We start from the raw sequence: 20,099 nt of genomic DNA, 5'->3' as shown, positions 1-20,099 counted from the left end.
CGAAGACGAAACGGCACCGACAACAACTCTCACCACGCTAGGATGGCGGAGAACTCCACAACGGGAACGACTGGAACCACGACAAAAAGTCATCGAACCGTGCACCGGTCAAACCAAAAAGCGCCTGACCCACATTAGTTGACGCAAGCGCAGCCGCGACAGCGATCAACCCTGCTACTGCCAGTAACACCAGTTGCGAATTGGAGATCCGTTGACGGTACAACCGTGACACGCCTTTCGCATCCACAAGTTTTCCTCCCACCCGCAACCGGGTGAGGAAAGTTGACGCCATACCAGCACGCCCCTTGTCTAGGAACTCCACCAGCGTTGCATGTGTACCTACCGCAACAATAAGTTCCGCCCCGAGATCGTCTGCAAGGAGCATTGCAATGTCCTCTGAGGTACCGGTTGCCGGAAACACAACATGCTCCACACCAAGATCTTTCAAGCGTTCGGTCCCAGGAGCACGCCCATCGCGATATGCATGGACCACAATCTCAGCACCGCACCGTAACGCCTTGTCCGATACCGAATCCATGTCACCGACAATGAGATCTGGTTGCCAACCACCTTCAAGGATCGCGTCCGCACCTCCATCAACCCCGATGAGGACGGGACGATACTCTTTAATATAGGGGCGCAACATGTGCAGGTCCTCTTTATAGTGATAGCCCCTCACCACAATAAGTACCTGACGACCTTCAATGGAGGTCGAAATATCCGGGACGCCCACCCCGTCCAGCAACAACTCACGTTCCTTGCGCAAGTAGTCCATCGTGTTAGCCGCAAACGACTCCATCTGCACAGACAGACCTTCACGGGCCTCTTCTAACGCCATGGTGATCGACGAGTGCGACTGCTCTTCCCCCTCAGCAATAAGCGTGTCGCCCACGTACACGCTCGCACCATCAATGGTGACTGTGCGCCCCTCCTTGATCGTCATCACGTCAGGTCCAAGGTCATCAATGAGTGTGATTCCAGCGTCCACAAGAATCCCAGGCCCAAGGTTCGGGTACCGCCCTGAAATCGACTTCGCCGCATTGAGCACAGCGCGCGGCCGTGCAGCAACCAGTGAGTCCGCAGCCACACGGTCAATATCAGTGTGGTTGATGACAGCAACGTCACCTGGATCAAGACGCTTCGTGAGATCCTTTGTGCGGCGGTCTACTTTCGCGATGCCCTGGATACGCCCATCCTGAGCAACCTGTTCGCTTTTCTTCTTCCTGAGGAGTTTCATCGCCTTCATAATCTCACAGTCGCTATGTCAAGCAGTTCTTTCGCGTGTTCCAACGCTGCATCTGACTCATCTTGACCAGACAACATCCGCGCTAACTCCACAACTCGTTCATCTCCCACAACCTCACGAACGTCCGACTGCGTGAAGCCCTGCGAGACATCCTGCCCGGAACTTTTTGTCACCACAACATGGTGATCAGCGAACGCTGCAACCTGTGGCAAGTGAGTCACCACAATGACCTGGAAAGTCTGCGCTAATCGAGCCAACCGCCGCCCCACCTCGATCGCAGCTTTCCCACCAACCCCTGCATCTACCTCATCAAAAATCATCGTCGGCACGCCGCGCGCACCAGACGTGGATGCGGTTGCCAATGCGACTTCTAGAGCCAACATCACGCGCGATAATTCACCACCCGATGCTCCACGCCCCAGAGGGCGAGCCGGAGCACCCTGATGCGGAGTGAGTAACATCACCACATCGTCACGTCCGTACGCACCGAGTTCCTCATTCGTCGACACATCAACATCAAAGCGGGCACCACCCATCGCAAGACCAGCCAATTCAGAGGTCACAGCATCCGCAAGATCACGGGCAGCGCCCCTTCGACGCGTCGTCATGTCGTTCGCGAGCTCACCAAGTAACTCGGTAACCTGCTCTACCTCGACACGCAACGACTCAATACGCTCACCGTCATCTTCAAGCTCCATTAAACGCAGCCCAGCATCAGCCGCCCACGCCAGCACCGCATCGACAGACTCACCATAGGCACGTGTCAACCCATGCAACTCACTGCGACGCTGCTCCACCCACTCCAGCCGTGCCGGGTCGGCCTCCAACGTTGAGGTGTGTGCTGACAACTCGGCAACAACATCATCAACAGCAAAACGTATCTCATCCACGCGTCCCGCAAGTCGCCCCAACTCGGCGTCATGCTCCTCAACACCGTGAAGAACCCGCGCAGCACGATCAAGCAATTCGGTCACAGGCGTCAACTCATCAACACCACCATCAGCAATGTCACCGCCAGCTACACACATGTGCGCGGCATGGGCCGCGTCGCGCAACAATTGCACGTTGCTCAACCGGGCCGCCTCAGCAGCGAGAGCCACATCTTCACCACTGACAGGTTCAACACGTTCCACCTCAGCTAAACCCATCCGTAGCAATTCAGCTTCTCGTGCACGTTCGTCACGCTGAGTGACCAGACCATCCAACTGGGCCACGAGTTCTGCCCGACGAAACCACGCAGTGCGGTACTCTTTCAGCACACGCGCAAATTCCTCACCAGCAAACTCATCCAGTGCAGCCCGCTGGCGGGCAGGAGATTTCAGCCGAATTTGGTCAGACTGTCCATGAATCGTGACTAATTCCTGGGCGACGTCGGCAAGTGTTTGTTGCGGAACAGACCGTCCCGCCAAATGAGTACGTGAACGCCCAGCAGCCGCAACAGTGCGCGAAATAATGAGCGCACCATCATCATCGAGGTATCCTCCTACCTCTTCAACGGTACGCACAACCTCATCTGACACGGCCGTCACGCGTCCTTCAACAACGGCGCGTTGCGCGCCCACACGGACTGTGGCTGGATCAGCTTTCGCGCCCAGTAACAATGACATACCAGTTAACACCATTGTTTTGCCCGCACCGGTCTCTCCGGTGATTGCAGTAAGCCCAGGAGAAAAGTCCATACGAGTGCGATGGATGACACCAAGGCTGTCAATAGTCATTTCATCAAGCATCGATACTCCCTCCTTCGTTGGGTCCACTACCGGAACGTCGCCTGCTGATCGTGTGTCCATTGCGCCAACCATCGACCGGTAGCCGAAATTTCGAAACAAGCCGGTCAGCAAAAGGGGCTTCTGCAAGGCGTGCAAAGACAATTGGGGTGTCACTTGTGCGGACAGTGACCCGCGACCCTTGGGGAATATCTGTTTGACGGCGCCCATCAGTGACCAGCACACCCCCGACTCCTGATTCTGGGAGAACATCAACAGTGCAATCTGCTGACGGCCCTAACACCAGTGGGGTTGCAAACAAGGCATGAGCAGCAACGGGGACAACAACTTTTGCCGCGACGTCTGGCCACACGATGGGACCACCGGCAGAAAACGCGTGAGCGGTAGACCCTGTTGCGGTAGCGATGATCACTGCGTCGCACCCAAACGCAGACAGTGGGCGTTCGTCCACAGACAACGCAACTTCCAACATCCGTGCTGGTTCAGCCTTTTCGACTGTGGCTTCATTCAACGCCCAATCGATGACAGGTTGCGCAAAACCAGGGCGATGGACGGTGACCTGAAGAACACGACGTTCTTCAGTCACATAGTCGCGTGCTGCCAGGCGTGCGACAGCCAGGTCAAGATCTTCCTTTTCACTTTCGGCGAGGAACCCAACGTGGCCAAGGTTGATGCCTAGTACTGGCACTGAGGACCCGAAGACGAGTTCTGCTGCACGCAAGATTGTTCCGTCGCCGCCAAGGACCATGACTGCTTCCACATCGTTGATCGACATGTGGGAGGCTGGTTGGTATGGAGTGAAGTTGTGAATCCCCAACTCTGTAGAAAGTTCTGTGGAGAGGTCGGTTGCGTAGATTGTAAAACCGTGTCGTGTCAGTGCAGGGACCGTTTCACGCAATGCGGTGACGGCCTCGGATCGACCAGGGTGGGTTACCACGAGAACGTTTCGAGTCATGCGTCACTCCCTGTCAACCAGTAGCACTGCGTTGCCGGTACTCCGTCATCCTGCGGCACACTGCGCCCTTGCACATCGAGGTTCAGCGCGAACCCCACAGCTGCAGAAACGGCTTGTGCGATATGCGCTTGGCGGTTCACCTCTACCCCCACGGTACGCCATGTCGGTGTTTCTTCGGCGTTGTCCACAGTGAACCACACGAAATACTCACGGTTACCTTGCGGTCCTGGCAACGCGCTGGGGATGATGCACTTGGCTGAGAGGCCCGCCTGTTCTGCTTCCTGGAGAACTTGGTGGATTGCTCGTTGGTGTGCGTGTGGGTCCGTGACGACACCCGCTTTGACATCAGATCGACCAACTTCAAATTGGGGCTTCACCATGAGGAGCAAATCGGCACCTGGCGGGGATATGTGTGCCACCGCGGGGATAATCTTCGTTAACGAAATGAATGATACGTCTGCCACGGTCACTGTAGGTGTCCACGGAAGCTGATTTGTGGTGAGGGTTCTTGCGTTGACTTTTTCCATCACGTGGACCCGCTCATCCTCGCGCAGTGCGGGAACGAGTTGGTCGTGTCCTACGTCAAGTGCGATCACTGTCGGTGCTCCACGTTCGAGGAGAACTTGAGTGAACCCGCCGGTGGAGGCTCCAATGTCGAGAGCGTGTCGACCTGATACATCCAGGGAACCTGTCAAGGCGTCGAGAGTACGCGCAAGTTTCATTGCGGCGCGTGACACATAGGTTGTGAGCCCGCCTTTGAGCGTGATGGTGTCTGCGTTGTGCACCGGCCATGCCGGTTTCGTGATGGATCGCCCATTAACGAAGACGGCGCCGTCAGAAATGATACGGGCTGCACGGTTGCGTGAGGGTGCGAGCCCTCGCATCACTACAGTGACGTCGAGACGTCGTGATTTTTGCTCGGACGTCACAGTTGGTTCTGCGCCAACTGCGCCTCAAGCGCGTCGATGAGGGGCGCGAACAACCGGGGATGCTCCTCGACTGGGTGCGATTCGAGGACGCCGGTGAGTTCATCAAGACCATGGTGCGTAATATCCGGTGTGTCGGTTTCTTCCATCGCTCACTTTCTCACGTTGTCGGTCGGTCCGTTTCTGTGGTGTGTTGCTTTCGCGCTGTGACCTATACGAGCGCTTCTGGTAAGTCGAATTGAGTGGTGGTGGGATGGGTGTCGGCGTAGTTCCAGGCTGCAACGCACGCAGCCCGTGCTGGATCAAGTCCGTCAGGGCTTCCTTCGCTGTCGTCTGATTCCCATACTTCAAGCGCACTGTCCACCACTCTGACAGCAGATGCTCCACATACCCACCAGCCATTTCGTTGCGTCACAGCGGGGTGGGTTGTTGTGAGGGCGCGAAGGTCACAGGCGAGGTAGTGGGGACGCTCTATAGGTGAAGCGTTGATGGCGTCTCGGATTGTTGACACACCTGTGAGTACGTGCAAACCGTGGAGTCCGCCCGCTCGTGCTCCGGCTAGGTCGGTGTCAAGGCGGTCGCCGATCACTAGTGCGGTTGATGCCCCTGCTCGTTCGATGGCCATGTGGTACATGGCTGGCGATGGTTTTCCGGCACTGAGTGGCTCGACCCCTGTAGCTGCTTTTACCGCTCCAACGAGCGATCCATTTCCTGGAGCGAATCCCCTCGCTGTGGGCAGGGAGAGATCGAGGTTGGATGCAACATGGAGAGCACCTGCTGTTACTGCGTATGCTGCTTCAGCGAGGTCTTTCCACCCTAGAGTGGGCGCGAACCCCTGGGCAACTGCGATGGGGTTGTCGTCAGCTGACTCTACGATGGTGTATCCCGCTTCGTGTACTGCCGTGCGCAGACCAGCGCCACCGATGACGAGCACTTTTGCGCCTGGTTCAACGTGTTGTGTGAGGAGGCGGGCACATGCTTGTGCTGCAGTCATGACGTCGTCGCTGTGAGCTGGGATGTCGAGGCTAGTCAATTGTTGCGCGACGTCTTGCGGTTCTCGTGATGCGTTGTTTGTGACAAACACGAGGCGCATACCGTGTTGTCGAGCGGCGTTCAGCCCATCTGACGCATGGTTAATGGGTTCGTGCCCTTTGTAGGCTACTCCGTCGAGGTCAACAAGTGCCAGTGGGTACCGCTGCGAGAGCGGTACCTCACTGTGCTGAAGGTACTGTTCAGTCACGCGTTGGTGTCCTTGTCGTCTTCTTCATCTGTTTCTGCTGATGCGTTGTTCTCTGTGGTCTCCTCGACGTCAGCGTCGATTCCCTCCGTGTCTTCTTCCTCAGAGGGTGTGTGTGAAGTATCGGAGGTTTCTTCGTCGTCAAGGTCAAAGACGACGATGTCATCATCGATGTCCTCGTAGGGCTCTTCGATTGATTCGATTTCTGCTGGGCTAAGGTGAGAAAGGAGTTCCTCGGCGTCGTCGTGTCGGCCAAGCAGTTCGAGGATCGCAACTTTCGCCCCGACCATACGGACGTTGAGGTCGCGTCGGGCGGTGGGGATCGTGAGTGTTTCCAGATGCGCAAGTGCGGCTTCGTTGTCGCCCAGATCCACCCGTGCACCAGCAACAACGATCGCCAGTTCGACTTGTGTGTCCACGGGCACTTTAGTCATGTCTTCTTCTTGGGCTAACGCGATTGCGCGTTCTGGGCGCCCCATACCGCGTTCACAGTCTGCCATGAGAGCGAGGTGCTGGTTTGAGCCGCTAAGACGGCGGACGGTACGGAACTCACGGAGAGCCTCCGCATAGCGTTCTGTGTAGTATGCGGTCAGCCCGGCAGCTTCGCGAACGATGTCGACTCGACCACCACGTTTGAGTGCTTCTTGTGCGTGTTTGTAGGCAAGTTCTGGGTCGGTGTCAACAAGTTGTCCTGCGGCGATAAGGTGCAAGCCCACAAACTCAGCATTTTCTTTGGAGAGCCCACGAAGTCGAGCCCGCGCGTCGCGGTCGAGCATGGAAAACTCCAGTCCTTCTGGGATAGGAAGCGATGCGACTGGAGGGGCCTCACGGTTGTCACGACGCGGACCACGGTCGTCCCGGTTCTCCCACCGACGCCCCTGACCATCACCATCACGACGGGCACCACGGTCACCAAACCCACGATCATCACGACGCGGACCACGGTCATCGCGGTTCTCCCACCGACGCCCCTGGCCATCACCATCACGACGGGCACCACGGTCACCAAACCCACGATCATCACGACGCGGACCACGGTCATCGCGGTTCTCCCACCGACGCCCCTGGCCATCACCATCACGACGGGCACCACGGTCACCAAACCCACGATCATCACGACGCGGACCACGGTCGTCCCGGTTCTCCCACCGACGCCCCTGGCCATCACCATCACGACGGGCACCACGGTCACCAAACCCACGATCATCACGACGCGGACCACGGTCATCGCGGTTCTCCCACCGACGCCCCTGGCCATCACCATCACGACGGGCACCACGGTCACCAAACCCACGATCATCACGACGCGGACCACGGTCGTCCCGGTTCTCCCACCGACGCCCCTGGCCATCACCATCACGACGGGCACCACGGTCACCAAACCCACGATCATCACGACGCGGACCACGGTCATCGCGGTTCTCCCACCGACGCCCCTGACCATCACCATCACGACGCGGACCACGGTCATCGCGGTTCTCCCACCGACGCCCCTGACCATCACCATCACGACGCGGACCACGGTCGTCCCGGTTCTCCCACCGACGCCCCTGACCATCACCATCACGACGCGGACCACGGTCGTCCCGGTTCTCCCACCGACGCCCCTGACCATCACCATCACGACGCGGACCACGGTCATCGCGGTTCTCCCACCGACGCCCCTGACCATCACCATCACGACGGGCACCACGGTCACCAAACCCACGATCATCACGACGCGGACCACGGTCATCGCGGTTCTCCCACCGACGCCCCTGACCCTGTTGGCTCTGGCTATTGTTGCGTTTGTTGTCTCGCGAATCGCGGTCGCGGAAGTCCCGACCGTAGGACTTTGATGAGTCGTCGTTGCTCACGTGTGTGGGCTCCCTAGATAGATCTGGCTGAACTTTCATTTTCTCAGATGTTCGCCACAAATGGTGCCACGAGAGGGCTATACGCCTGTTGGTTCGGTTACATCGACCTGAACACGATCTTTGTCATACGTGCTGACGTCCACGTAGGTAACCGGAGTTTGTTGTTTCTCTGTGCTGGTAGTGGTATCGCAGTGTTTGTGTGGGGGTATGGGTGAAGCCCTGACCGGGTGGTGGTCAGGGCTTCTAGTGGTGTTGCGGTCGTGTCCTACTCTCCCACACCCTGTCGGGTGCAGTACCATCGGCGCTGGTAGGCTTAGCTTCCGGGTTCGGGATGGGACCGGGCGTTTCCCTGCCGCTATGACGACCGCGAGTTGTGTGGGCCACTGAACCGTGTGGTGTGGTGGTTGGTGGTTTGTGGGTGGTGAACCGGGTAGTGGACGTGGTGTGCAGGTGTGTTTGTGTGGTGTGTTAGTGGTTGGCGTATTAGTACCGGTCAGCTCCGCGCATTACTGCGTGTCCACGTCCGGCCTATCAACCCACTGGTCTGGTGGGTGCCTTCACAACCAAGTGGTTGTTGGAAACGTTATCTTGAAGCAGGCTTCCCGCTTAGATGCTTTCAGCGGTTATCCCTTCCGAACGTAGCTAACCAGCCGTGCACCTGGCGGTACAACTGGCACACCAGAGGTTCGTCCGTCCCGGTCCTCTCGTACTAGGGACAGGTCTTCTCACGTTTCCTGCGCGCGCAGCGGATAGGGACCGAACTGTCTCACGACGTTCTAAACCCAGCTCGCGTACCGCTTTAATGGGCGAACAGCCCAACCCTTGGGACCTACTCCAGCCCCAGGATGCGACGAGCCGACATCGAGGTGCCAAACCATGCCGTCGATATGGACTCTTGGGCAAGATCAGCCTGTTATCCCCGGGGTACCTTTTATCCGTTGAGCGACCACGCTTCCACAAGCCATGGCCGGATCACTAGTTCCGACTTTCGTCCCTGCTTGACCTGTCAGTCTCGCAGTCAAGCTCCCTTGTGCACTTACACTCGCCACCTGATTGCCAACCAGGTTGAGGGAACCTTTGAGCGCCTCCGTTACTCTTTAGGAGGCAACCGCCCCAGTTAAACTACCCACCAGGCACTGTCCCTGGACCCGATCAGGGTCCGAGGTTAAGGTATCCGATTCAATCAGAGTGGTATTTCAACGTTGACTCCACCCACGCTGGCGCGCGGGTTTCCTAGTCTCCCACCTATCCTACACAAACTGAAGCGAACACCAATACCAAGCTATAGTAAAGGTCCCGGGGTCTTTCCGTCCTGCTGCGCGTAACGAGCATCTTTACTCGTAATGCAATTTCGCCGAGTTCATGGTTGAGACAGCAGAGAAGTCGTTACGCCATTCGTGCAGGTCGGAACTTACCCGACAAGGAATTTCGCTACCTTAGGATGGTTATAGTTACCACCGCCGTTTACTGGGGCTTAAATTCTCAGCGTCACCACCAAAGGTGGTTAACCGATCCTCTTAACCTTCCAGCACCGGGCAGGCGTCAGTCCGTATACATCGACTTACGTCTTCGCACGGACCTGTGTTTTTAGTAAACAGTCGCTTCTCTCTGGTCTCTGCGGCCTACACCCGCTTACACCAACCGCACGGGCTGGCAACGGGGCAGGCCCCCCTTCTCCCGAAGTTACGGGGGCATTTTGCCGAGTTCCTTAACCATGATTCTCTCGTCGCCTTAGTATTCTCTACCTGATCACCTGTGTCGGTTTCGGGTACGGGCGGCTAACACCTCGCGTCGAGGTTTTTCTAGGCAGCAGAGGATCACCAACTTAACCCCATCAACTCTCACACCTTCATGGGTACCGGATTTACCTAATACCCGTGCTACAGTCTTGGCCGTCGTCAACCATCGCGACGGTTTGGCTACCTTCCTGCGTCACCCCTGTTAATACGCTCACGCCACCACACTCACGTCCCAGCACAACACACCAACACCATAGAACCCCCACAAGGGGAATCCCACAGCATCAATGCCCGTGGTGCAACGATCATTATGGTTTTGTGTTGGGCGGTGCTTCGCCGGTACGGGAATATCAACCCGTTATCCATCGACTACGCCTGTCGGCCTCGCCTTAGGTCCCGACTAACCCAGGGCAGATAAGCTTGACCCTGGAACCCTTGATCATTCGGCGGACGGGTTTCTCACCCGCCTTTCGCTACTCATGCCTGCATTCTCACTCGTGTAGTCTCCACCACTCGGTCACCCGGCAGCTTCACCATCTACACGACGCTCCCCTACCCACAACACCCACAAAGGGATGTCATGCCACAGCTTCGGCGGTGTACTTGAGCCCCGCTACATTGTCGGCGCGCGATCACTTGACCAGTGAGCTATTACGCACTCTTTCAAGGGTGGCTGCTTCTAAGCCAACCTCCTGGTTGTCTGGGCAATCACACATCCTTTCCCACTTAGCACACGCTTAGGGGCCTTAGCTGGTGGTCTGGGCTGTTTCCCTCTCGACTACGAAGCTTATCCCCCGCAGTCTCACTCCTACGCTTACACTTACCGGCATTCGGAGTTTGGCTAACGTCAGTAACCCGGTGGGGCCCATCGGCTATCCAGTAGCTCTACCTCCGGCAAGCAACACGTAAGGCTGCACCTAAATGCATTTCGGGGAGAACCAGCTATCACGAAGTTTGATTGGCCTTTCACCCCTACCCACAGGTCATCCCCCCAGTTTTCAACCTAGGTGGGTTCGGTCCTCCACACGGTCTTACCCGCGCTTCAACCTGCCCATGGGTAGATCACTTCGCTTCGGGTCTAGACCCAGCGACTAAAAACGCCCTATTCAGACTCGCTTTCGCTACGGCTACCCTCCAACAGGTTAACCTCGCCACTGAGCACTAACTCGCAGGCTCATTCTTCAAAAGGCACGCCGTCACCCCAACCAAGGAGGCTCCGACGGATTGTAAGCACATGGTTTCAGGTACTATTTCACTGCCCTCCCGGGCTACTTTTCACCATTCCCTCACGGTACTATCCGCTATCGGTCATCAGGGAGTATTTAGGCTTAGCAAGTGGTCTTGCCAGATTCACACGAGATTCCTCGAGCCCCGTGCTACTTGGGAACACTTCACACAAAGGCCACCATGTTTCAGTTACGGGGGTCTCACCCTCTACGCCGCTGTTTCCCACCAGCTTCACCTACACAATGACTTTCTCACTTTGCAACTAGCCGGCAGACTAGAAACGAAAGGTCCCACAACCCCGATACGCGCAACCCCTGCCGGGTATCACACACGCACGGTTTAGCCTCATCCGCTTTCTCTCGCCAATACTCACGGAATATCTCTTCCTGTCGGTACTAAGATGTTTCACTTCCCGACGTTCCCACCCATCGTCCTATACATTCAAACGACGGCACCTGAACATAACTCCAGGTAGGTTTCCCCATTCGGACACCCTCGGATCACAGCTTGTTTGCCAACTCCCCGAGGCTTAACGCAGGCTACCACGTCCTTCATCGGCTCCTGATGCCAAGGCATCCACCATGTGCTCTAAAACACTAACAACAACAAAAAAACATTACAGACACACAAAGATGCATCATCACGTCCACTATCCAGTTCACAACCAACAAACCCACCCCACACAGCCACACCACAAAGCGCAACCACACAAGGCAGACAACCAACCACAAACCAACCCCCACCTCACCACAATCACATCAAACAACATGACATGAAGCCAGGCAAAGCAGGGAACAACCAGGTTTGCGACCCGATAACCCAACAGTGTGTCTCATAGCCATCACAAAAATGTTTGCTTTCCACAACCACAAACCCCCGTGCCCAGCCCCCTTCACAACAAAGGGAACCCATCACACAAAAAAAGGGGAACGTGTTACTCCTTAGAAAGGAGGTGATCCAGCCGCACCTTCCGGTACGGCTACCTTGTTACGACTTAGTCCCAATCGCCAGTCCCACCTTCGACAACTCCCTCCCCAAAAGGGGTTAGGCCGCCGGCTTCGGGTGTTACCAACTTTCGTGACTTGACGGGCGGTGTGTACAAGGCCCGGGAACGTATTCACCGCAGCGTTGCTGATCTGCGATTACTAGCGACTCCGACTTCATGGGGTCGAGTTGCAGACCCCAATCCGAACTGAGACCGGCTTTTAGGGATTCGCTCCACCTCACAGTATCGCAACCCATTGTACCGGCCATTGTAGCATGCGTGAAGCCCAAGACATAAGGGGCATGATGATTTGACGTCGTCCCCACCTTCCTCCGAGTTGACCCCGGCAGTCTCCCATGAGTCCCCACCATTACGTGCTGGCAACATAGAACAAGGGTTGCGCTCGTTGCGGGACTTAACCCAACATCTCACGACACGAGCTGACGACAACCATGCACCACCTGTACACCAGTCCAAAGGAAAACCCCATCTCTGGAGCGATCTAGCGTATGTCAAGCCTTGGTAAGGTTCTTCGCGTTGCATCGAATTAATCCGCATGCTCCGCCGCTTGTGCGGGCCCCCGTCAATTCCTTTGAGTTTTAGCCTTGCGGCCGTACTCCCCAGGCGGGGCACTTAATGCGTTAGCTACGGTACAGGAATCGTGGAACAATCCCCACACCTAGTGCCCAACGTTTACGGCATGGACTACCAGGGTATCTAATCCTGTTCGCTCCCCATGCTTTCGCTCCTCAGCGTCAGTAACGGCCCAGTGACCTGCCTTCGCCATCGGTGTTCCTCCTGATATCTGCGCATTCCACCGCTACACCAGGAATTCCAGTCACCCCTACCGCACTCCAGCCTGCCCGTACCCACCGCAAGCCCGACGTTAAGCATCGGGATTTCACGACAGACGCGACAAACCGCCTACGAGCTCTTTACGCCCAATAATTCCGGACAACGCTTGCGCCCTACGTATTACCGCGGCTGCTGGCACGTAGTTAGCCGGCGCTTCTTCTGCAAGTACCCTCAACCACAACAACAATCATGGCCTTGTTCCTTACTGAAAGGGGTTTACAACCCGAAGGCCTTCATCCCCCACGCGGCGTCGCTGCATCAGGGTTTCCCCCATTGTGCAATATTCCCCACTGCTGCCTCCCGTAGGAGTCTGGGCCGTGTCTCAGTCCCAGTGTGGCCGGTCGCCCTCTCAGGCCGGCTACCCGTCAAAGCCTTGGTAGGCCATCACCCCACCAACAAGCTGATAGGCCGCGAGCCCATCCCCCACCAGAAAAAACCTTTCCACACCAAACCATGCGATCTGATGTCATACCCGGTATTAGCCACCGTTTCCAATGGTTATCCCGAAGAAGGGGGCAGGTTACTCACGTGTTACTCACCCGTTCGCCACTAATCCAACCAAAGCAAGCTCCGGTCATCATCGTTCGACTTGCATGTGTTAAGCACGCCGCCAGCGTTCGTCCTGAGCCAGGATCAAACTCTCCATAAAAACCAAACAAAAACCAACCACCAAACAAGGCAGCCAGCCCTCATCCATACAAAGAAAATCCCAACCCCACAACAACCACCCAAACAGGCAGCCATCGCAAAATTGACTAAAAAAATCCAACCACCAAAAAAAGCAGCCAGACAACAAACAAAACAACTACAAAACACACTATTGAGATAACAAACCACAAACCCACAACAACCACCCCACCACAACAGCAGGACAATCATCAGGGAAACCAGCACCGGCCACCCACCAGAAGAACAAACCCTCCGGCAGCGACCCCGTCGCGCTGACAAAAGAAAACATTACCCACCCCCCACCACCAAAATCAAACCCACACCACGTGACGCCAACCACATTGACGTTTTGCCTCGTGGAAAGCAATTTTTATGATGTCACCCGGACCTCATATGTTCACCATTTCTGAGGCACTACCTCCCCGCCACTTGCCAGCACCACACAACTGAGGCCGGGGCTAAGAATTCACGTCTTAGCCCCGGCCTCACTGATGTGCACCAAGCAACAGCAACGTTGTGTTACTCCTGGGTTGCAACTCGTCCCGCGGCAACGGCTTTCTTACCCCGACGGAGGATCACCCACGCGCCATGAAGCAACTGGTCTTCGGTGAAGACAGCCTCAACATCGGACACCCGGACGTTGTTAATAGACGCACCGCCCTCTGTGATAGCCCGACGAGCAGCCGCCTTAGACTGCACTAACCCAGCCTCAACCAGAGCATCAACAACAGGTGATCCAACAGAAATGGTGGCAATATCAAGCTCAGCTGTCACAGCCACAAGCGTCGACTCAGCCAGATCCTCAAAAGCTCCCCGACCAAACAGCGCGGCAGAGGCCGCGATCGCTTGCTGCGCAGCCCGCTCACCATGAACCATTGCAGTCACATCAAAAGCCAACGCTTTCTGCGCTTCACGAGCCTGAGGACGCTCCTCCAACGACTGCTCAAGTGCCTCAATGTCCTGACGACTACGGAAAGTAAAGGTTTTCAACCACCCAATCACGTCCCGGTCATCAGAGTTCACCCAAAACTGGTAGAAGGCGTACGGGGACATCATCGCCGGGTCAAGCCACACGGCTCCCCCTTCCGACTTCCCAAACTTCGTTCCGTCCGCCTTGGTGATCAGCGGTGTTGTCAACGCATGGACCGCTACCCGGTCCGACTTACGGATAAGTTCCACCCCAGATAGGAGGTTCCCCCACTGATCGTTGCCACCTGTTTGCAACGTACATCCGTATCGGCGGTTGAGCTCCAAGAAATCCATCCCCTGCAAAATCTGGTAGCTGAACTCAGTGAAAGAAATACCTTCATCGGAAGCCAACCGTCGCGCCACCGTGTCCTTCGCCAACATTGTGCCGAGCCGGTAGTGCTTTCCTACATCTCGCAGAAAGTCCAACGCTGAGAGTTGCCCGTGCCAATCGAGGTTATTGACCATCATCGCGGCGTTCTCCCCCTCGAAATCGAGGAAGCGCTCAATTTGGGAACGTAAACGTTCCACCCATCCAGCCACCACCTCTTTTGAGTTCAAAACACGCTCACCAGACATGCGCGGGTCACCAATGAGCCCGGTAGCCCCTCCAACCAGCGCGATCGGTCGGTGACCTGCACGCTGCAAATGCTTCAACACCACCAATTGCACCAGGTGACCGTGGTGCAGCGAGGGCGCAGTGGGGTCAAACCCGCAATAGTAGGTAACTGGCCCGTTCTCGAACGCTGCTCTCAGCGCATCAATGTCGGTGGTTTGCGATACCAAACCACGCCACTGCAGTTCATCAAGAACGTTTGTCACCGTATCTCCTGGTCACTTCTGTGCCGCACCTTCTGGTACGGCGAAATTGTCGATGCGCTGCTACCTTTTCAGCGCATCGTAAGGTGCGCACTGACACTCACCTGGCATCCGGTGTTTCATCACCGGTCCGCCATGATCCTCCCAACGCCATCCAAGCGTATGTGAGCACGATGCACTGTGTCATGTTGCTGGTACAGGCGTCTCTCTGTCTCCATGAAAGCACGCCACTGAGGTTCCGCATCGGCCCCATCTCGTTCCAGGCCACGCCGTAACCGTTCATCATCATCCGCTTCAACCCAGATAATGAACGGTTTCCATTGATCCACCTGCCTGCACGCAGAACCGCATCCTTCCACGACAAGAAAGTCACTGAGAGGGACACGGTGGCGTTCCAAGTAGGTGCCAGCCATCCAGTCATACCGCGAATACTTCCCGGGCTGCCCCTGAGATAACGGTTCGAGGATCTGGGAGTGCAACATGGTGATGCCTTCCTCAATCCCGTCCCACCCGTTATACAGGTCATCCATGTGGATGACCTGTGCGGGAAGAAGCGGTGCCAACTGCGCTGCCAGTGTGGTTTTCCCCGAACCAGCTGGCCCATCGATGCAAATGGGGGTCCACCCTCCAAGCCCATCTAGGTGATCATTGATTCGTATGAGGAGAAAGTCAAGAACCTCCTGCGTCACTGTCATAAGTTCCCCTCCTTGACCCCTGGGGCTACCCGTTAGCCCAGAAACGGAACTCAGCGACACGCTCACTGGCGTGATCAAGTTGTTCAGCGACCCTACTCGGCGCGGTTCCGCCCGCGCCAGAACGCGAGGCAATCGACCCGTCCACAGTAAGCACATCACGCACCTGTGGGGTTAAGTGCGGTGAAATCTGCGCGAGATCGTCGTCGCTCAAGTCCCACAGCTCGATGCCACGAGTTTCGCATACTTGCACGCATTCACCGGCGACTTCATGGGCGACACGGAAAGGCACTTCCTGCCGGACCAACCATTCTGCGATGTCAGTAGCCAGTGAGAACCCCTGGGGCGCGTGCGCTGCCATGCGATCAGTGTGAAAAGTCAGCGTGGCGACCATTCCCGCAAACGCAGGCAGGACAACTTCCAGCGTGTTCACCTGATCAAACACTGGTTCTTTGTCTTCCTGTAAGTCCCGGTTGTACGCCAACGGTAACCCTTTGAGCGTCGTCAGCAGCCCAGTGAGATCACCAATCACACGCCCAGCCTTACCGCGGGCAAGTTCAGCGATGTCAGGGTTCTTTTTTTGCGGCATGATCGAAGAACCCGTGGAATACCCGTCGTCCAACGTGACAAACCCGAACTCTTTGGTGTTCCAGATAACGATGTCCTCGGACAGCCGCGAGAGATTCACGGCAATCATGGCGGAAATAAAGGCAAACTCAGCGACCACGTCACGTGAGGCTGTCCCATCGAGGGAGTTCTCGACAACACCATCAAAACCAAGATGCTGAGCAACAAGTTGTGGGTCCAAACCAAGCGAAGAACCAGCGAGCGCCCCAGACCCATAAGGGGACCGTGACGCACGAACATCCCAGTCGATGAACCGATCAACATCACGCAACAACGGCCACGCATAAGCCAGGAGATGGTGGGACAACAACACAGGTTGTGCGTGTTGGAGGTGCGTGCGCCCAGGCATGGGCGCACGAGGGTGGCGTTGTGCTTGTCCAATGAGCGCATCGACGAGGTCAAGGACCATCCCGGCGATCGTTTTCGCGTGGTCGCGCAAGTACAGGCGCACAAGGGTTGCGATTTGGTCGTTGCGGGAACGTCCGGCTCGAAGTTTGCCTCCGAGTTCAGCTCCGGCGCGTTCAATGAGCCCGCGTTCAAGCGCTGTGTGGACATCTTCGTCGTGGTCTTCTGCAACGAAACGACCTGAAGCAACATCATCGGCCAGTGTGTTGAGTGCCTCGAGCATGGACTCGTGTTCGTCGTCTGTGAGTAACCCGGCAGCGTGTAACGCTGTGGCGTGGGCTTGAGAACCAGCGATGTCATACGGTGCTAGTTCGAAGTCGAAGTGTGTCGACTTCGACAGTGCGGCGAGGGCCGGTGAGGGCCCCCCGGCGAACCGTCCGCCCCACAGGGCCAGACGGTCCGTCGAGTGTTCGTTCGTCATGGTGCTCCTTATTCCTGCGTAGCAACTGACTGGCCGGATAAGTCAACACCGTTGCCGAACTTCACGTCACGTGCAGCGGCAAGTTTTGCGGTGAGACCAAAGATTTCGATGAAGCCACGTGCTTGTGACTGATCAAACGCATCTCCTTCATCGTAGGTCGCAAGGTTGAAATCATACAGAGATGCGTCTGAGCGTCGGCCTGTGACGGTGGCGCGACCTCCGTGCAGTGTCATGCGAATGTCACCTGACACGTACCGTTGGGTGTCCGCGATGAACGTGTCCAAGGACCGCTTGAGGGGAGAGAACCACATGCCGTCATAGACCAATTCAGTCCACCGCTGTTCCACTGTGCGCTTGAACCGTGCTTGTTCCCGCTCAAGGGTGACATTCTCGAGTTCTTGGTGTGCTGCGATGAGAGCCATTGCACCGGGTGCTTCATAGATTTCGCGAGACTTAATTCCCACGAGCCGGTCTTCAACAATGTCGATTCGTCCCACACCTTGTGCACCGGCTCGGCGGTTCATTTCTTGGATGGCTTGCAGTGGAGTCACAGCAACACCGTCCAGTGCCACGGGAACACCCCGGTCAAAGGTGATGACTACTTCGTCAGCTACTGGCGGGAAGGTCGGGTCATCAGTGTAGTTGTAGACGTCTTTGGTAGGGGCGTTCCAAATGTCTTCCAAGAATCCTGTTTCCACCGCGCGGCCCCACACGTTCTGGTCAATGGAGAACGGGTTGTGCTTCGTTGTAGCGATGGGCAGCGAGTTCTTCTCCGCGTAAGCAATTGCTTTATCCCTTGTCAGCGCAAGATCACGCACTGGTGCGAGGCATTTCAAGTCTGGTGCAAGAGAAGTAATACCCACCTCGAAACGAACCTGATCGTTGCCCTTGCCTGTGCACCCGTGAGCCACGGTTGTCGCATCAAACTGGCGAGCAGCCCGCACCAAGTGTTTGACAATAGTTGGGCGTGACAGTGCCGACACCAACGGGTAACGGTCAAGGTACAGGGCGTTAGCCTGCAAAGCAGGCATGCAGTATTCACCTGCGAACTCATCACGCGCATCAGCAATGTATGCTTCCACCGCACCACAGTCCAGGGCACGCTGGCGGATTACTTCGAGGTCTTCTCCCCCTTGGCCTACATCGACAGCAACAGCAATCACCTCAGCACCTGTCGCTTCAGCGATCCACCCGATTGCTACCGAGGTGTCCAAACCACCGGAGTATGCAAGGACAATACGTTCAGTCATGGTGTTCTACTTCCTGTTTCGTGCGCTGAAGAGCGCTGGGGGTCGTCGTTTTTGTCTGATGTGGTGTCGCCGGCAAGCACCATGAAGCGTTGAGCAATGTCTGTGCCATTGGTGTCTTCCCGGGTGATCACCAAGACTGTGTCATCACCGGCGATCGTTCCCATGACGCCATCCATAGCGGAGGTGTCAATCGCGGAGCCGAGGAATTGGGCTGCACCAGGTGGGGTGCGCAAGACCACAAGCTGACCCGAGGACTGCGCAGAAATCAACAGTTCAGCGCACAGTCGGGCAAGTCGTGCGATTGCTGTCTCCGATTCACGCTGAGAGGAACGTACTTGCTCGGCACCTTCTGGTGTCACCCGGTAGATCAGGCCGCCACGCGCATCGCGAATCTTTTCCGCACGTAACTCAATGAGGTCACGGCTGAGTGTGGCTTGAGTGACATACAATCCGTCAACTTCTAAGGCGCGCGCAAGTTCGGCTTGCGAGTGGATCGCTTGATGCGTGAGGATGTGGGCGATCCTGGCATGCCTGGCAGCCTTGGTGGGTGGAAGCGTTGAGCTCATGAGTTGTTCACCAACCACGTCAACAGTGCCTTTTGAGCATGCAAACGGTTCTCAGCTTCATCGAACACCACGGATTGTGGGCCGTCAATGACCTCTGCGGTAATTTCTTTGCCACGGTAGGCCGGCAAGCAATGAAGGACGATGGCGTCCGGTGCGGCCAACGCCATGAGTTCCGCGTTCACTTGGTAAGGCAGGAAGGGGCGGGAGCGGATATGTGCTGATTCTTCGTCGCCCATTGACACCCATGTGTCAGTGGCGATCACATCTGCCCCCTGTGCTGCCTGTGCAACATCTGTGGTGATAGTCACTGATCCGCCGGTGCGGGCCGCGACGTGAATAGCTTGAGCAACAATTTTTGGGCGGGGATGAAACTCTTCAGGTGCAGCGATACGCACATGCATCCCCGCAGTGGCGCCCCCAAGGAGGTAGGAGTGTGCCATGTTGTTCGCGCCATCGCCCAGATAGGTGAGTGTTTGACCAGGCAACGCTTCAACTCCCCCACGGTGTTGGGCAACTGTCATGAGGTCAGCAAGGATTTGGCACGGGTGGTAGTCGTCTGTCAGCGCGTTGATGACCGGAACACGGGAGTGGTGTGCCATCTCTTCGAGCCCTGCTTGGGAGAACGTACGCCACACAATCGCTGACACTTGCCGGGTGAGAACTTGCGCGGTGTCGCTGATGGGCTCACCGCGGCCCATCTGTGATCCAGATGAGTCAATGATGAGGGGGTATCCGCCAAGTTCCGCGACTCCCACCGAGAAGGATACTCGGGTCCGGGTGGAGGGCTTGTCAAAGATGATTGCCACGCCTTGCGGCCCCGCAAAAGGTTGATGCAGGTGTCGGTTGGTAGCGAAGTTGAGGGCAAGGTTGAGTACATCAGCTTGCTCTTGCGGATTGAGGTCTGCGTCGGCCAAGAAATGTCGGGTCATGG

The 20,099-nt window shown here is 56.6% G+C and carries 13 protein-coding genes and 3 rRNA genes; all 16 read right to left on the bottom strand.

Annotation, left to right across the window (positions count from 1 at the left end; translation table 11 throughout):
* Positions 1-37: 37 nt before the first annotated feature.
* Positions 38-1,237 carry a putative cytokinetic ring protein SteA gene (gene steA / locus JDEN_RS05665; RefSeq protein WP_015771411.1) on the bottom strand — a complete coding sequence of 400 codons (1,200 nt, stop codon included), beginning with the start codon at positions 1,235-1,237 and terminating at the stop codon, positions 38-40.
* A 5-nt stretch (positions 1,238-1,242) separates the two neighbouring features.
* Positions 1,243-2,976 (bottom strand): DNA repair protein RecN, encoded by a 1,734-nt coding sequence (gene recN, locus JDEN_RS05660; protein WP_015771410.1) that lies wholly within the window; start codon positions 2,974-2,976, stop codon positions 1,243-1,245.
* Positions 2,969-3,928, bottom strand: coding sequence for an NAD kinase (locus JDEN_RS05655; protein ID WP_015771409.1), 960 nt, complete (start codon positions 3,926-3,928; stop codon positions 2,969-2,971). Before JDEN_RS05655 ends, recN begins: the two co-directional genes overlap by 8 nt.
* A complete protein-coding gene (locus tag JDEN_RS05650; RefSeq protein WP_015771408.1) occupies positions 3,925-4,857 on the bottom strand; it encodes a TlyA family RNA methyltransferase in 933 nt (310 codons plus the stop codon). The genes JDEN_RS05655 and JDEN_RS05650 overlap by 4 nt, the downstream gene beginning before the upstream one ends.
* On the bottom strand, positions 4,854-5,003 hold the full coding sequence (locus JDEN_RS13805; protein WP_015771407.1) for a hypothetical protein: 150 nt from the start codon (positions 5,001-5,003) through the stop codon (positions 4,854-4,856). Before JDEN_RS13805 ends, JDEN_RS05650 begins: the two co-directional genes overlap by 4 nt.
* Before the next feature lie 62 nt (positions 5,004-5,065).
* Positions 5,066-6,094 (bottom strand): HAD-IIA family hydrolase, encoded by a 1,029-nt coding sequence (locus JDEN_RS05645; RefSeq protein ID WP_015771406.1) that lies wholly within the window; start codon positions 6,092-6,094, stop codon positions 5,066-5,068.
* Positions 6,091-7,947 (bottom strand): hypothetical protein, encoded by a 1,857-nt coding sequence (locus JDEN_RS05640; protein ID WP_015771405.1) that lies wholly within the window; start codon positions 7,945-7,947, stop codon positions 6,091-6,093. Before JDEN_RS05640 ends, JDEN_RS05645 begins: the two co-directional genes overlap by 4 nt.
* A 252-nt stretch (positions 7,948-8,199) precedes the next feature.
* Positions 8,200-8,316, bottom strand: a 5S ribosomal RNA gene (gene rrf, locus JDEN_RS05635).
* Positions 8,317-8,410: 94 nt separating this feature from the next.
* A 23S ribosomal RNA gene (locus JDEN_RS05630) occupies positions 8,411-11,516 on the bottom strand.
* Between the two features lie 342 nt (positions 11,517-11,858).
* Positions 11,859-13,402, bottom strand: a 16S ribosomal RNA gene (locus JDEN_RS05625).
* Together the 16S, 23S and 5S rRNA genes form the textbook arrangement of a ribosomal RNA operon.
* A 539-nt stretch (positions 13,403-13,941) precedes the next feature.
* On the bottom strand, positions 13,942-15,210 hold the full coding sequence (gene tyrS / locus JDEN_RS05615) for a tyrosine--tRNA ligase (RefSeq protein ID WP_015771404.1): 1,269 nt from the start codon (positions 15,208-15,210) through the stop codon (positions 13,942-13,944).
* A 119-nt stretch (positions 15,211-15,329) separates the two neighbouring features.
* On the bottom strand, positions 15,330-15,902 hold the full coding sequence (locus tag JDEN_RS05610) for a uridine kinase family protein (protein ID WP_015771403.1): 573 nt from the start codon (positions 15,900-15,902) through the stop codon (positions 15,330-15,332).
* Between the two features lie 25 nt (positions 15,903-15,927).
* Complete coding sequence (gene argH / locus JDEN_RS05605) at positions 15,928-17,352, bottom strand: argininosuccinate lyase (RefSeq protein ID WP_015771402.1); 1,425 nt, start codon at positions 17,350-17,352, stop codon at positions 15,928-15,930.
* Between the two features lie 8 nt (positions 17,353-17,360).
* A complete protein-coding gene (locus JDEN_RS05600) occupies positions 17,361-18,602 on the bottom strand; it encodes an argininosuccinate synthase (RefSeq protein WP_015771401.1) in 1,242 nt (413 codons plus the stop codon).
* Positions 18,599-19,168, bottom strand: a complete 570-nt coding sequence (locus JDEN_RS05595) for an arginine repressor (protein ID WP_105597356.1) — start codon at positions 19,166-19,168, stop codon at positions 18,599-18,601. The genes JDEN_RS05600 and JDEN_RS05595 overlap by 4 nt, the downstream gene beginning before the upstream one ends.
* Positions 19,165-20,097: an ornithine carbamoyltransferase gene (gene argF / locus JDEN_RS05590; RefSeq protein ID WP_015771399.1), complete on the bottom strand. Its 933-nt coding sequence runs from the start codon at positions 20,095-20,097 to the stop codon at positions 19,165-19,167. Before argF ends, JDEN_RS05595 begins: the two co-directional genes overlap by 4 nt.
* Positions 20,098-20,099 lie beyond the last annotated feature (2 nt).

Source organism: Jonesia denitrificans DSM 20603, assembly GCF_000024065.1.
GTDB lineage: Bacteria > Actinomycetota > Actinomycetes > Actinomycetales > Cellulomonadaceae > Jonesia > Jonesia denitrificans.
Note: the sequence above shows the minus strand (reverse complement) of the source record. Positions and strands in the feature narration are given on the sequence as shown.

Bases quoted from the DNA above. Each gene is read 5' to 3' on its own strand.
- JDEN_RS05595 (WP_105597356.1), bottom strand. From the start codon at position 19,168: ATGAGCTCAACGCTTCCACCCACCAAGGCTGCCAGGCATGCCAGGATC.
- recN (WP_015771410.1), bottom strand. From the start codon at position 2,976: ATGCTTGATGAAATGACTATTGACAGCCTTGGTGTCATCCATCGCACT.
- JDEN_RS05610 (WP_015771403.1), bottom strand. From the start codon at position 15,902: ATGACAGTGACGCAGGAGGTTCTTGACTTTCTCCTCATACGAATCAAT.
- JDEN_RS05600 (WP_015771401.1), bottom strand. From the start codon at position 18,602: ATGACTGAACGTATTGTCCTTGCATACTCCGGTGGTTTGGACACCTCG.
- JDEN_RS13805 (WP_015771407.1), bottom strand. From the start codon at position 5,003: ATGGAAGAAACCGACACACCGGATATTACGCACCATGGTCTTGATGAA.
- JDEN_RS05655 (WP_015771409.1), bottom strand. From the start codon at position 3,928: ATGACTCGAAACGTTCTCGTGGTAACCCACCCTGGTCGATCCGAGGCC.
- argH (WP_015771402.1), bottom strand. From the start codon at position 17,352: ATGACGAACGAACACTCGACGGACCGTCTGGCCCTGTGGGGCGGACGG.
- steA (WP_015771411.1), bottom strand. From the start codon at position 1,237: ATGAAACTCCTCAGGAAGAAGAAAAGCGAACAGGTTGCTCAGGATGGG.
- argF (WP_015771399.1), bottom strand. From the start codon at position 20,097: ATGACCCGACATTTCTTGGCCGACGCAGACCTCAATCCGCAAGAGCAA.